The sequence below is a fragment of the Jiangella endophytica genome (assembly GCF_003427025.1).
In the GTDB taxonomy this organism is placed as follows: Bacteria; Actinomycetota; Actinomycetes; order Jiangellales; family Jiangellaceae; genus Jiangella; species Jiangella endophytica.
Map to the genome: position 1 here is coordinate 69,013 of NZ_QVAI01000020.1, position 13,390 is coordinate 82,402.

Here is a 13,390-nt window from a genome sequence, read left to right on the forward strand (position 1 = left end):
GGGTGGCACGTCGGAGGAGCTCCGGCGCGCCACCCTCGTCAGGTATTCGAAGGATCAGCTGAGTCCGGCCGCCGTGCAGGCGTCCGCGTACTCATCGGTGCAGATGTCGTCGACGGTCCAGAAGTCGTCGGCCACGACGGTGTCTCCGACGTTGTCGGCCGTGACCACGATCGGGTCGAGGATCAGCGACGGCACGCCCTGGAAGTCGGTGGTGTCGGCGACCTCCTCGCCGTTGACGATCGCGATGGCCATCTCGGCGGCGCCCTCGGCCTCGCCCTTGATCGGCTTGTAGATCGTCATGTACTGCTCGCCGGCGACGATGCGCTGGATCGCGGCGAGCTCGGCGTCCTGCCCGGTCACCGGCGGCAGCGCGTCGGCCGCCAGACCGGCACCCGTCAGCGCCGCGATGACGCCGCCGGCCTGGCCGTCGTTGGCGGCGTAGACGCCGGCCAGCGAGGCGGGGTCGATGGTGTCGAGTTGGTCCGTGGTCCACGCCTGCGCGTTGTCCGGGCTCCAGTCCGGGTTGTCGTACTCGCCGATGACGGTGAGCTCGCTGGCGTCGATGACGCTGTGCGCGCCGGACTTGAACTGGGCCGCGTTCGGGTCGTCGGGCGAGCCGTTCAGCATGAGCACGTCGCCCGCACCGCCGACCGCATCGACCAGCGCCTGGCCCTGCAGTTCGCCGACCTTCTCGTTGTCGAACGAGGTGTAGTAGTCGGCGCCCTCGATGAAGCGGTCGTAGGCGATGACCGGGATCTCGGCGGCCTGGGCGTCGGCGACCAGCGACGCCGCGGAGGCGCCGTTCACCGGGTCCAGCACCATGACGTCGACGTTCTGCGAGATGGCGGTGTCGACCTGCTCGGCCTGCTTGGTCTCGTCCTGGTCGGCGTTGAAGTAGTTGATCGTGCAGTCGGGACACAGGTCAGCGACCTTGGCCTCGAACAGCGGGCGGTCGAACGCCTCGTAGCGGGCGGTCGCCGACTCCGGCAGGAGCAGGGCGATGGTGGCGGCGCTGCCGCTACCGGTGCTGTCGCCGCTCGCGGTCCCGTCGCCGCCGCCACCGTTGTCGTCGTTGGCGCCGCAGGCGGCGAGTGCGCCGGCCGCCAGGGCGAGGACTGCGAAGACGGCAGCCCGTCGATTGGGCTGATGCACGGTGAAACCCTCCTTTGGGTTCGCGCTGAGCCGGCCGATCGCGTCGGCCGGGTGTGGAGAGTGTGGAACCGTGCGCGCGTTGCCGTCAAGGCTCAAATACATTACGCGTTTACATCTTGTTTATGCGTTCGCTTTTCGACCGCAATATGCTGATATGGCTGGTGAGGGGTCAATCGGCGGCCGACAGGCCGGCGATCAGCGCGCCCGCGGCCTCGGTGGCCTCGCCGAGCGGGGAGATGATGATGCCGGTCCGGGCCGCCACTCCGGGGAGGACGGCCCGTCGGAAGCCCTGCCGGACCGGGCGCAGCCAGGCGTCGCCGGCGGCGATCAGCGGGCCGCCGAGGGCGATCTCGGCCGGGTTGAGGATCATCGCCAGCCAGCCCAGGCCGCGACCGAGCAGCTCGCCGGCGTCCTCGAGCACGTGCACCGCCACGGGATGGCCGTCGCCGATCAGCCCGAGCACCTCGGCGAGGCTCAGGTCGTGCTGCAGCGCCGAGCTCAGCGCGGTCCGGACCGATTCGGCCGAGCCGACGGTCTCGAGGCAGCCGCGGCGGCCGCAGCGGCACACCACCGACAGGCCCGGATCGAGGGCGAGGTGGCCGATCTCGCCGGCGCTGCCGAAGTCGCCGCGCAGCAGCTGCCCGGCGACGGCGACACCCGCGCCGATGCCGGAGCCGACCTTGACGAACACCACCGACCGCGGGGCACCCGCCCGCCGGGCCAGCGCGAGCGCGCCGAGGTTCGCGTCGTTCTCGACCACCACCGGCCGGCCCAGCAGCGCCGACACCTCGTCGCGCAGCGGGAAGCCGACCAGGGAGGGCAGGATGGCGGTCTCCGTGACGACGCCCGTGACGGCGTCGACCGGCGCCGGGACGCCCACCGCGATGCCGGTGACCTGACCTGTGCGCAGGCCCGCCTCGTCGCAGACCTGCGCCGTGAGCTTGCCGATGGCCGCGACCACGGTGTCCGGGGTCAGGCCGTCGGTGAGCACGGCCGCGGCGTCGGCGAGCACCTCGCCGGGTTCCACGCCGGCGACGACCCGGACATGGGTGCGGCCCAGGTCGATGCCGATGCCGTAGCGCTGCCGCGTCGGCGCGCGCTCGACCAGCCGGCTGCGCCTGCCGTTGGCGACGCCCTGCCGGACGAGCAGCTGGCCCTCGTCGACGAGGTCGCGCACCAGCCCCGAGATGGTCGCCGGCGCGAGCCCGGTCAGCCGGGCGAGCTCGGCCTGGCTGATCTGCTGCCCGGGGGTCAGCGCGAGCAGCAGCCGCTGCCGGTTCGCCAGCCGCAGTGCGGACAGCGACCCGGGGCCGGTGGCGTCAGGCACGGTGGCTCACCTCCGTCGGCGGGGGACTACGTGGGAACCAGGGGGTGTCTGCCCCTTGACGTCATGGCGTGAACGCTACACCGTCGCCGCAACCCGGCCGCAGGCTGTCGCGTGGGGCCTAGGGCCCGGGCCGCGAATGCTCGCGGAACGGCCGGACCTCCGCGCGGTGCGCCAAGGTGTCCAGCCCGACGGCGACGGCGAGCACCAGCCCGGTCGCGATCAGCCGGATGGCCGACGACGCGCCCATCAGGTCCAGGCCGTTGGCCAGCGAGCCGACGACCAGCGCGCCCAGCAGGGCCGACCACACCGTGCCGCGGCCGCCGAACAGGCTCGTGCCGCCGATGGCCGCCGCCGCCACCGCGGTCAGCATCAGGTCGGTGCTGCCCGACGACTGGTTCACCGCGAGCAGCCGCGACGCGGCCAGGATGCCGCCGGTGACGGCCAGCACGGAGGCGAGGGTGAACACGACCAGGCGGATCCGGTCGACCGCGATGCCGGCCCGGCGCGCCCCCGACGCGTTGCTCCCGGTGGCGACGGCGTGGCGGCCGAGCTTGGTCCGGCGCACCATGAGGTCGCCCCCGGCCAGCAGCAGCAGGAACACCACGACGGCCAGCGGCACCCCGCGGTCGGCGTTGAACACCGCGACCGCCACCGGAGCGCCCACGCCGGCCAGCACCCACGGCCAGACCCGCCGGGCCGGCCGCAGCCGCTCACCGCGCAGGTACCCGACGATCGCCACGACGGCGACGCCGCTCACCGTCGCGGCCAGCAGCCACCCGAGCGCCGGCGGCAGGAACGTCCCGGCGATGGCCACCAGCTGCGGGTCGTCGATGTTGACGGTGCCGGTGTCGCCGAGGACCAGCAGCAGCGCGCCCTGCCACGTCAGCAGCCCGGCGAGCGTCACCACGAACGACGGCACCCCGACGCGCGTGACCATGGTGGCGTGCAGCAGCCCGACGACGGCGCCGGTCAGCAGCCCGGCGAGGATGGCCAGCACGGCCGGCCAGTCCTGCTTCACGCTGAGCACCGCGGTGACGGCGGCTCCGAACCCGGACACCGCGCCGACCGACAGGTCGATCTCGCCGATCAGCAGCACGAGGACGACGGCCACCGCGACGGCGCCCACCGCGACGATCTGCAGCATGAGGTTGGTGAGGTTCACCGCCGACAGGAAGCGCGGGTTGCTCAGGCTCATGACCAGCCAGATGACGGCCAGCGCGGCCGGCGGCGCCCAGCGGCCCAGACGCGCCGGCGAGACCGACCCGCTCACGGCGCGCCCTCGCTCAGGCCGGCGGCGGCGCACTGCTGCTCCAGCCCTTCGCAGATCTCGTCGGCCGACCAGAACCCGTCGGCGACCACCGTCGCGGCGATGGTGTCGCGCGTGACGGCGACCGGCTCCAGCATCAGCGCGGGGATCCGCCCGTGCCCGTTGTCGACCCAGCTGGTCCGCAGGCCGCCGGGCGGCTCGCCGGTGCGGGCCAGGCTCACGGCGATGTCGGCGGCCATGCGGGCCTGCGTGCGCACCGCCTTGTAGACCGTCATGTACTGCTCGCCGGTGAGGATCCGGCGCACCGCCGCCAGCTCGGCGTCCTGCCCCGTCACCGGCGGCAGCGGGTCGAGCCCGGCCGCCTTCATCGCGGCGATGGCGCCGCCGGCCATGCCGTCGTTGGCCGCGTAGACGCCGGCGACGCGGTCGCGGCCCAGCGTCGTCAGGGCCCGCTCCATCGCCTCCTGGGCCTGGTCGGGGGACCAGTCCGGCACGTCGACCTCGGCCCCGACGGCGACACCGGCGGCGTCGAGGATGCTGTGCGCGCCGCGGCGGAACAGCGCGGAGTTGTCGTCGGTGGGCGAGCCGTTGAGCACCACCAGCTCGCCGGCGGTGTCGCCGACCGCGGCCAGCAGGACCTCGGCCTGCAGCTGACCGACCTGCTCGTTGTCGAAGGTGACGTGGAAGTCGACCGGGGCGTCGAGCACCAGGCGGTCGTAGCTGACCACCGGGACGCCGGCGGCGTGCGCCTGACGGACGATGACCGACGCCGACCGGGAATCGACGGGGTCGAGCACGAGCACGTCGGCGCCGTTGGTGAGCGCCGCCTCGGCCTGCGCCTGCTGGTGGGCCGCGTCCTGGTCGGCGTTGCTGACCAGCGTCTCGCACTCCGAGCACACCTCGTGGACGCGGTCGACGAAGGCCGGGCGGTCGTGCGACTCGTACCGGGCCGTCTTGTTCTCCGGCAGCAGCAGGGCGATCTGCAGCTCGCCGGACCCGCCCGCGTCGGCGCTACCGCAGGCCGAGGCCCCCAGCGCCAGGGCGAACACCGTGGGCAGGGCGGCGGCGAGCAGGCGGCGGCCCATCACCCGTCCGTCGTGAAGCGGTAGCCCGCGCGCGGCTCGGTGACGATCAGCTCCGTGCCGTCGGGGCCTTCCAGCTTGGCCCGGAGCCGGCCGACGTACACGCGCGTGTACTCGGTCTGCGTCTCGTAGCCCGGCCCCCACACCCGGCGCAGCAGCTCGGCGTGCGAGAGCAGCCGGCCGGGGTGCATCGCCAGCTCGCGCAGCAGCGCGTACTCGGTGCGGGTGAGGTGGACCCGCTTGCCGCCCTTGGTGACCAGCTGGGCGTCGAAGTCGATGCGGACGTCGCCGACCCGCACCTGCGGCGCCACCAGGCGCGGCTCGGCGGGGCGGGCCCGGCGCAGCATCGCGTTGACGCGGGCCAGCAGCTCTTCGATGCCGAACGGCTTGGTGAGGTAGTCGTCGGCGCCCAGGTTCAGCGCCCGCACCTTGTCGGTCTCGCCACGGCGCGCCGACAGCACGATGATGCCGACGTCGGAGCGGTCGCGCACCGCCCAGCACAGGTCGAAGCCGTCGCGGCCGGGCAGCATGAGGTCGAGCAGGACGACGTCGGGCGCGGCCTCGTCGAGCAGCCGGAGTACGTCGGAGCCGTCGATGGAGACCACGACCCGGTAGCCGCGGGCGGTCAGGTTCGATCGCAGGACGTCGACGATGATGCGGTCGTCCTCGACGATGAGGACGCCGGGCGCCTCAGCCATCGTTCTCCTCGCCGTCGGCGGGTTCCACGGGCAGTATGACTCGGAAGCTCGACTCCGGCCCGGCCACCAGCTCGACCCGGCCGCCGTGCGCCTCGGCGATGCCACGGACGATGGCCAGCCCCAGCCCCGCGCCGGTGCTGCCCTCGCCGCGCACCCGCGGCTCGAAGATCTTCTCGGCGACCGCGGGCGGGATGCCCGGGCCGTCGTCGCTGACCAGCACCTCGACCGACGCTCCGCCGTCGACGGCCGCGGCGGTGACGCGGACCCCGCCGTCCGGCCCGCCGTGGCGGACCGCGTTCTCCAGCAGGTTGACGAACACCTGCTCCAGGCGGTCGTGGTCGGCCCAGATCGGCGGGAGGTCCGCGGCGACGCCGACCTTGACGCGGTCGGGATGCGGCACGCAACTGCGGGCCGCCTCGAGGACCAGGTGCACGTCGGTCCAGTCGGGACGCAGCCGCAGCAGGCCGGACTCGATGGCGGAGGAGTCGAGCAGGTCACCGACGAGACGCTCCATGCGCGCGGACTCCGTCGTGATGGCGGCGAGGAACCGCTCGATGGATTCCGGGTCCCAGACGAGGTCGGGCTGCTGGAGCGTGGAGGCGTACCCGTGGATCGCGGTCAGCGGCGTGCGCAGCTCGTGGCTGAGGTGCTGCAGCACCTCGCGCTGCAGCTGCTGCGAGCGTCGCGCGGCCGCCGCCTCGCGCCGCGCGCGTTCGAGCATCTCCCGCTCGAGGGCGAGCGCCAGCGACCGGCTCGCGTCGTCGAGCAGTTCGACGGCGTCGCGGCCGGGCTCGGCGGGGTCGTCCCAGCGGGCGAGCAGCAGCCCGGTGCCACCGGGGATCGGCAGCCCGGCGATGGCGAGGCCGTCGCCGAGGCGCCGCGGCCGGTCGATGCCGGCGGGCGCGGTCTCGGCCAGCCCACGAAGTTCATACAGGTCGGACTCGGCCGACTCGCTGATGTCGATGTGCACCCACCGGGGCTCGCCGCCGGTGATCTCGGTGACACCGGTCAGCAGCATGCCCGCGGACCGGGCGCCCAGGCCGCGGCAGAGTGCGAGCAGCGCGGCGGACAGGCCGCCGTCGACGCGGTCCGGGCCGGCCAGCGTCTCGAGCATCGCCCGCAGCGACTCGAGGATCTCGTTGCGCCGGCTGACCTCGTCGATGAGCCGCTCGCGCTCGATGGCGCTGGCGGCGTGCCCGGCGTAGAGCGAGACCAGCTCGCGGCGGTCGGCGTCGAGCCGGCCGGCGGACGCGCTGAACCCGGTGATGGTGCCCAGCACCCCGGCGGAGCCGACGATGGGCGCGGACCACGCACTGCGCACGCCGGCGGCGGAGGCCTGCTCGAGGTAGCCCGTCCAGGCCGACTCGTCGCTGAGGTCGTCGGTGACGGCGAGCTGGCCGAGCGCCGCGGCCGTGCCGACCAGCCCGCCCGCGGTCCCGACCGGCACCAGTGCGGTGTCGTCGGCCAGGGCCGGCGGCAGGCCGATGGCGGCCGTGCGGCGCAGCAGCGGCCCGCGCGGTGCGTGGTCGAGCAGGTGCACGCAGAGCATGTCCTGGTCGAGGGCGGCCGCCGTGGCGGACACGACGAGCGGGAGCGACGCGGCGGGGTCGGCGGCGGAGAGCTGCTCGACCAGGCTCTTCAGGCGGTTCAGCTGGCGGCGCGCCGCCGACTCCGTCTCGATGCCCGACATCAGCGCCGCGACGTCGTCGGAGTGCACCTCGGCGGGCGACACCCCGGCGACGATGCGGCCGTGCCGGAGCACCACGATGCGGTCGGCCAGTGCGAAGACCTCGTCGAGGTCGTGGCTGACCAGCACGATCGCCCGGCCGGCGTCGCGCAGATCGCTCAGCACCCGCATGATCTCGGCGCGGCGCAGCACGCTCAGCGAGGCCGTGGGCTCGTCGAGCACGAGCAGGTCGGCGCCGGTGGACAGCGCCCGGGCCAGCGCCACCTCCTGGCGCTGGCCGCGCGAGAGGGTGTCGACCCGGGCCCGGACGTCGGTGAGCTGCGAGCCGAACCGTTCCAGCGCCTGCCGGGCGTCGGAGGCCATGCGGCCCTCGGCCAGCAGCCCCCGGGAGTGCTCGCGCCCCAGGAAGATGTTCGCCACGACGTCGAGGTCGTCGCAGAGCCCGAGATCCTGCCAGACCACCGAGACCGGCGGCCGGCCGGCGGAGGCCAGCACCTCGACCTGGCCCTCGTCGGCGTCGGTGTCGCCGGCGATGCAGCGCACCAGGGTCGACTTGCCGGCGCCGTTCTCGCCGACGACGGCGACGATCTCGCCGCCGCGCACGCTCAGCGAGACGCCGTCGAGTGCGCGCAGCCGTCCGTAGCGCTTCGTGACGCCACGCAGCTCGAGGATCGGCGCGGCGCTGCCGCGGCGGCCGTCGCCGTCGGTCATCCCCCCATCTTCGCCGACGACGGCCGCGCGTGCCATCAGGCGGGCAGCAGCCCGCGGACGAACTCCTCGAGCGGGGTGACCTGGCGGCCGAGCAGCCGCTGCAGGTCAGGCGTCGGCGTGCCGAACTGCGGCAGTCGCAGCAGCGGCAGGATGAAGGCCATGCCGCCCGCGTCGTCGTCGGCCAGCTCGCGGTAGCTCACCGGGGTACCGGACGCCTCGCTCAGGACCGCCGCCAGCTCCGGGTACGTCCAGCCGGGCCCGCGCAGCTCGTAGACGGCGTTCTCGTGGCCGGCGCCGGTCAGGACGGCGCTCGCGGCCAGGGCGAGGTCCGCGATCGGCGCCGTGACCAGCGGCTGCCCGATCGCCGGCGCGGCCAGCTCGCCGGTCTTCACCGCGGCCGCGACCAGGTCGGCCGGCACCAGCTCCTCGGTGTAGAACGTGTTGCGCAGGAACGTGTGCGTGAGGCCGGCGTCGCGGATCGCCCGCTCGGTCGTCGTGTGGTCGGCCAGGAAACTCGCGCCGTCCTCGGCGGTGATGGCGCTCGTGTAGACGACGTGCCCGACGCCGGCGGCCGCCGCCGCGGCGACGATGGCGGAGTGCTGGCGCGGCCGCACGCCCGGCGTCGTGTCCGACGCCGACACGAACAGCAGCCGGTCGGCGCCGGCGAACGCGCGCTCCAGGCTCGCCCGGTCGTCGTAGTCGCCCCGCCGTACGTCCACGCCGCGCTCGGCGAACCGCCGCGCCTTCTCCGGGTCCCGCGCGACGACGGCGACCTCACCGGCCGGCACCCTCGCGATCAGGTCCTCGACCACGACGGTCCCGAACCGCCCGGTCGCTCCGGTCACCACGATCATCGCTGTCTCCGTTCACTGGGGGTCTGTTCTCGCGACGATCCCGACGTTACGGTGGAGACTCACCATGCGAAAGTACGTACCTTGAGGTAACCAACGGAGGCAGGCGTGAGCACCGAGGTCAGCAGCGGGCTGCAGGCTCTGCAGGGTGACGTGTTCGACGTCAACTGCCCGTCGCGGGGTGTGCTGGAGCACGTCACCAGCCGGTGGGGCGTCCTCGTCCTGGCGGCGCTGGGCGAGCGCGAACTGCGCTTCGGCGAACTGCACCGCCGCATCGGCGGGGTGAGCCAGAAGATGCTCGCCCAGACGCTGCGTGCCCTGGCCGCCGACGGCTTCGTCGAGCGGACCGTCATCCCGGCGGCGCCGCCGCGGGTCAGCTACCGGCTGACGGAGACCGGCGACCAGGTCGCCGCCCACGTCGTCGGACTGGTCGGCTGGATCGAACGGCACCTGCCGGCGATCCTCGCCGCCCGCGAGGCCGAACCCGCGGCCGCCGCGTCCTAATCCTCCTCCTCCTCGTCCTCCTCCTCGGGCGGGATGCCCGGCGACTCCGTGCCGTACCCGGGTGGAGTGGTCGGGTCGCCCGGCGATTCCGAGCCGCGCTCCGGTGGAGTGACCGGGACGCCCGGCGACTCCGAGCCGCGCCCAGGCGGAGTGGTCGGGTCGCCCGGCGACTCCGTGCCTTCGTGGTGAGTCATGGGAGTGCCCCCTTTCTCGATCCCGCCGATTGGCGGATACCCGGATGGCGTCGCCTGAAACACGCTGTCGGTCAGCGGAGCGGCCCGCGGCGTTCCTGCTCGCGGAAGCGGGTGGGCGGCACGCCGACCTGGCGGGTGAAGACGCGGGTGAAGTAGCCGGGGTCGTCGTAGCCGGTGCGGGCGGCGACGGCGACGACCGGCAGGTCGGTGGTGGCCAGCAGCTCCTTCGCGCGGGTGAGCCGGGTCCGTAGCACGAACTCCTTGGGGCTGCAGCCGGCCGCCCGCCGGGTCGCCTCGCGCAGCGCCGCCTCGGTCAGGCCGAGCGTCCGCGCATGCGCCGCGACGGTGATCGGGCGGCAGGCGTCGCGCGACAGCGCGGCGAGGACGGGGTCGGCGGCCGGGTCCGGGGCGGTCGCGCGGCGGGTCGTGACGATCAGCTGGTGCAGCGCCGCCGCCGCGGCGACGTCGGCCGAGGGGTCGTCGGGCCGGCAGACCCGGGCCAGCGCGCCGAACGCCACCTGCAGCCCGGCCGCGTCGGCGACCGGCGCGACCGGTTCGTCCCGCGGGACGTGGCCGAGGTCCTGGTAGGCGCGGGCCGCCGGGCCGTCGAACAGCGCCCACCACTCGTCCCAGCCGCCGGCGTCCGGGCCGTATCCGTGCTCGACGCCGGGGAGCAGCCAGAACAGCGCCGGCGCGACGAGCGGCAGCTCCCGCCCGCCCCACCGCAGCCGTCCGGCGCCCCTCGACAGGAACACGACGGCGTAGCAGTCCAGCGTGCGCGCGGGCAGCGTCGCCACGTGGCCGGAGCTGGTGCCGGCGCCGAGGCAGACCAGGCCGAGCCGCCGGTGCCGCGCATCCGGCGTGAGGTACCGCGCCCACGAGGCGACGCCGCTCATGGCGCAGAGCGTAGAGCGCCGTGCCGCTGCGCCGAAAAGTCCAGGGATCAGGCCGGGTCGGTCCATGGCCGGGCGCGCGATCGCCGGGGAGAGTGGCGGCATGCTGACCTCGAACGGCCACGTCCTCGACGAGTCCGCCGCGCGGCTGGGCGAGCTGTCCGCCGTCCCCGACGCGGAGCGGCACGATCGCGACGCGCTGTGGGAGCGCCTGCGGCACGACGGCTACCTGTTCCTGCGCGGCGCCCTCGATCCCGAGGTCGTCGAGAGGTTCCGCGATTATTACCACCGCGCGCTGGCGCCGTCGGGCGTGTGGACCGGAGCCGAGGACCGCGCCGAGTTCCGGCGGCTGCTGTTCCGCGAGGTCGTGCCGGGTCCGGAGTATGCGGCGTTCTGCACCCAGCCGGCCGTCCGCGACTGGTACGCGTGGTTCCTGGGCGGCGAGACGTTCCTGCACCGGCGCAGGCTGCTGCGCCACGTACGGCCGGGGGAGTCCGGCGTCGGCACCGCCACGCAGGCCCACTACGACCTGGTCTACCTGCGTGAGGGCACCGACCGGGTGCTGTCGTCGTGGATCCCGCTGGGCGACTGCCCGGTGCCGCGCGGCGGTCTCATCTACCTGGAGGGCAGCCACCACTGGGTCCTGGCGCGGGAGCGGGCGAGGTCCTTGCGGCACCCGGCCACGTCGCTCACCGCGGACCTGCCCGGCCTCGCCGACGAGCACGACGCGCGCTGGCTGGTCGCGGACTACCGGGCCGGCGACATGGTCGTGCACTCCGCCTACGTCGTGCACGCCGCGCTGGACAACGTCGACGACGACTACCGGCTGTCGACCGACATCCGGTACCAGCGGGCCGGCGATCCGATCGACTGGCGCTGGCAGCGGCACTGGCACGACCAGGACGGGCTCTGATGTCCGTACTGTGAGACAGATCACCGTGGCGCAAGCCGTCGGGGCTCATGAGCCGTACTCCGTCCTCAGGACGTTTCCCGAGGAGGAGGCACGATGGACCCGCCCGCTGGCGAGCCGCGCGCTCGCGCTGGCCCTCGCGGCGGGCGCGACCGGGCTCGCCCACGCCGGGTGGACGCCCCGCGACACCAAGCCGCCCACCGCGCCGGCGAACCTGCGCGTCACCGCCGCCTCGCAGACGACGGCGCAGGTCACCGGCCTGCACCCGAGCACGTCGTACACCTTCAAAGCGCAGGCCTGTTCGGCCGCCCGGTCGACGGTGTGACCGCGTCCACGGTGACTGGATCAGCTACACCGACGTGCGCGGCGACAACGTCGTCACGGTCGTCGCGGTCGATCGGGCCGGCAACGCGTCGGCGCCGAGCAACGCCATCACCGTCCCCCTCGACTGGGGCGTGGAGTGCCCCGCCTGAACGACGACGTGCCCCGCCGCACCGAGGAGGTGCGGCGGGGCACGGTGGAACCGAGTGGTCAGCGCAGCGACGGCTGGCCCGGCTCGTCCTCCTCCTGCGCCGACAGCTCGAGGACCGAGATGCCGGTCGCCGCGTTCGCGCCGCGGCCGATCGCGTCGTAGACCTCCGGACGCGACGACTTGAGGAACCGGGCCCAGAGCACGCCGATGAGCGCGGCGACGACGAACAGGCCGGGGAGGATCCACCGCTCCGGCGCGCTCGGCGCGACCCCGATGAGGATGTCGTAGTTCGCGATCGCCAGGATCACGACGATCACCAGCAGGATCAGCGCCAGCACCGGAGCGATGACCCGTCGCCACGCGTTCTCACCGGACGGGTGCCGGGCGAAGAACGCGAGCACGCCCACGGCGGTCACCGTCACCAGCGTCAGCACGCCGAACCCGCCCGTGGTGCCGAGGTAGAAGAACAGCTGCACCAGCGGGTCGAGGTCGAAGAACACGTAGACCAGGATGACGACCAGGCCGATGACGCTCTGCACGATCGACGCGGCCACCGGGGCGCCCGACGACGCCGACGTGCGGCCGAGCGCGCTGGGCAGCACGCGCTCGCGGCCGAGCGCGAAGACGTACCGGGCGACGGTGTTGTGGAACGAGATCATCGCGGCGAGGACCGAGGTGATGAACAGCGCCGAGCCGATGTCCACCCACGTGCTGCCGAGGAACTCGCCGGCCAGCACGAAGATGGTCTGGTCGGCGTTCTGCTGGGAGAACGCGACGATGTTGTCCGGGCCGGTCGCCACCGACATCGCCCACGACGCGAGCACGTACACCGCGGCGACGACCACGATCGAGATGTACGTGGCCAGCGCGATGGTCCGCTTCGGGTCGCGCGACTCCTCCGAGTACACGACCGACGCCTCGAAGCCGACGAAGCCGAGCACCGCGAGCACCAGGATCGCGCCGGCGCCGGACTCGAACAGGTTGCCGATCTGCAGCGTGTCGAAGGACACCTCGCCGTCGGCCGGGTTCCCGACGCTGGCGATCGAGTAGATGATGATGATCGCCATCTCGGCGAGCAGCAGCACCGCGAGGACCGTGCCGTTGACGTCGATGCGCAGCACGCCGAGGAATCCGACGATCGCCCAGGCGATCAGCGCGATCACCCACCACTCGAGGGTGATGCCGAACCAGGCGTCCAGCTGCGGGGAGGCGGCGACGCCGATGATGCCGTAGAGGCCGACCTGCAGCAGGTTGTACGCCAGCAGCGCCATGTACGCGGCGGCGACGCCGGCTGGCCGGCCCAGGCCGTGGGTGACGTAGGTGTAGAACGCGCCGGCGTTGGTGATGTGCCGCGACATCGCGACGTAGCCGACGCTGAACAGCGCCAGCAGCGCGGCGATGGCGGCGAACGCGATGGGCAGGCCGATGATGCCGGTGACCGCGAAGCCGGTGGTGACGACGCCGGCGACGACCGTGAGCGGTGTCGCGGCGCTGAGGACGAAGAACACGACGGCGGGGACGCCGAGCCTGTTGCTGGCGAGCGTCCGCGATACGCGGTCGGCGCCCAGGCGGCTCGAATGGGACACGGGGGACTCTCCTTGATCGGATCTGCGGATCTCCGTCGTTGGGGGTCGAGGTCGCG

At 73.6% G+C, this 13,390-nt stretch carries 13 protein-coding genes; 3 read left to right on the forward strand and 10 right to left on the reverse strand.

Features of this window, described 5'->3' with window-relative positions; all coding sequences use genetic code 11:
• Positions 1 to 54: 54 nt before the first annotated feature.
• The 7 genes from DZA62_RS29625 to DZA62_RS29655 form a co-directional block, all read right to left on the reverse strand.
• Positions 55 to 1,152: a sugar ABC transporter substrate-binding protein gene (locus DZA62_RS29625; protein WP_198664345.1), complete on the reverse strand. Its 1,098-nt coding sequence runs from the start codon at positions 1,150 to 1,152 to the stop codon at positions 55 to 57.
• A gap of 169 nt (positions 1,153 to 1,321) precedes the next feature.
• Entirely contained in the window at positions 1,322 to 2,479 is a 1,158-nt protein-coding gene (locus DZA62_RS29630) for an ROK family transcriptional regulator (RefSeq protein ID WP_116952555.1), read from the reverse strand.
• Positions 2,480 to 2,597: 118 nt separating this feature from the next.
• Positions 2,598 to 3,749: a sugar ABC transporter permease gene (locus DZA62_RS29635; protein ID WP_157987984.1), complete on the reverse strand. Its 1,152-nt coding sequence runs from the start codon at positions 3,747 to 3,749 to the stop codon at positions 2,598 to 2,600.
• A complete protein-coding gene (locus tag DZA62_RS29640; RefSeq protein WP_116952557.1) occupies positions 3,746 to 4,831 on the reverse strand; it encodes a sugar ABC transporter substrate-binding protein in 1,086 nt (361 codons plus the stop codon). The genes DZA62_RS29635 and DZA62_RS29640 overlap by 4 nt, the downstream gene beginning before the upstream one ends.
• A complete protein-coding gene (locus tag DZA62_RS29645; protein ID WP_116952558.1) occupies positions 4,831 to 5,526 on the reverse strand; it encodes a response regulator transcription factor in 696 nt (231 codons plus the stop codon). Before DZA62_RS29645 ends, DZA62_RS29640 begins: the two co-directional genes overlap by 1 nt.
• A complete protein-coding gene (locus DZA62_RS29650) occupies positions 5,519 to 7,924 on the reverse strand; it encodes an ATP-binding cassette domain-containing protein (protein ID WP_198664346.1) in 2,406 nt (801 codons plus the stop codon). Before DZA62_RS29650 ends, DZA62_RS29645 begins: the two co-directional genes overlap by 8 nt.
• A 35-nt stretch (positions 7,925 to 7,959) precedes the next feature.
• Positions 7,960 to 8,778 carry an NmrA family NAD(P)-binding protein gene (locus DZA62_RS29655; RefSeq protein WP_116952560.1) on the reverse strand — a complete coding sequence of 273 codons (819 nt, stop codon included), beginning with the start codon at positions 8,776 to 8,778 and terminating at the stop codon, positions 7,960 to 7,962.
• Positions 8,779 to 8,883: 105 nt separating this feature from the next.
• On the opposite strand from DZA62_RS29655, the gene DZA62_RS29660 reads away from it, so the two are divergent.
• Positions 8,884 to 9,279, forward strand: a complete 396-nt coding sequence (locus tag DZA62_RS29660; RefSeq protein ID WP_116952561.1) for a winged helix-turn-helix transcriptional regulator — start codon at positions 8,884 to 8,886, stop codon at positions 9,277 to 9,279.
• Here DZA62_RS29660 and DZA62_RS29665 read toward each other — a convergent pair.
• Both DZA62_RS29665 and DZA62_RS29670 read right to left on the reverse strand, forming a co-directional pair.
• Entirely contained in the window at positions 9,276 to 9,473 is a 198-nt protein-coding gene (locus DZA62_RS29665) for a hypothetical protein (RefSeq protein ID WP_116952562.1), read from the reverse strand. The genes DZA62_RS29660 and DZA62_RS29665 overlap by 4 nt on opposite strands.
• A gap of 71 nt (positions 9,474 to 9,544) precedes the next feature.
• Positions 9,545 to 10,369: a helix-turn-helix transcriptional regulator gene (locus DZA62_RS29670; protein ID WP_198664347.1), complete on the reverse strand. Its 825-nt coding sequence runs from the start codon at positions 10,367 to 10,369 to the stop codon at positions 9,545 to 9,547.
• A 100-nt stretch (positions 10,370 to 10,469) separates the two neighbouring features.
• Here DZA62_RS29670 and DZA62_RS29675 point away from each other — a divergent pair, with 100 nt between their 5' ends.
• Both DZA62_RS29675 and DZA62_RS29680 read left to right on the forward strand, forming a co-directional pair.
• A complete protein-coding gene (locus DZA62_RS29675) occupies positions 10,470 to 11,279 on the forward strand; it encodes a phytanoyl-CoA dioxygenase family protein (RefSeq protein WP_116952564.1) in 810 nt (269 codons plus the stop codon).
• 10 nt (positions 11,280 to 11,289) lie between these two features.
• Positions 11,290 to 11,601: a hypothetical protein gene (locus DZA62_RS29680; protein ID WP_116952565.1), complete on the forward strand. Its 312-nt coding sequence runs from the start codon at positions 11,290 to 11,292 to the stop codon at positions 11,599 to 11,601.
• A 206-nt stretch (positions 11,602 to 11,807) separates the two neighbouring features.
• On the opposite strand, the gene DZA62_RS29685 is transcribed toward DZA62_RS29680, so the two are convergent.
• A complete protein-coding gene (locus DZA62_RS29685; RefSeq protein ID WP_116952566.1) occupies positions 11,808 to 13,334 on the reverse strand; it encodes an APC family permease in 1,527 nt (508 codons plus the stop codon).
• Positions 13,335 to 13,390 lie beyond the last annotated feature (56 nt).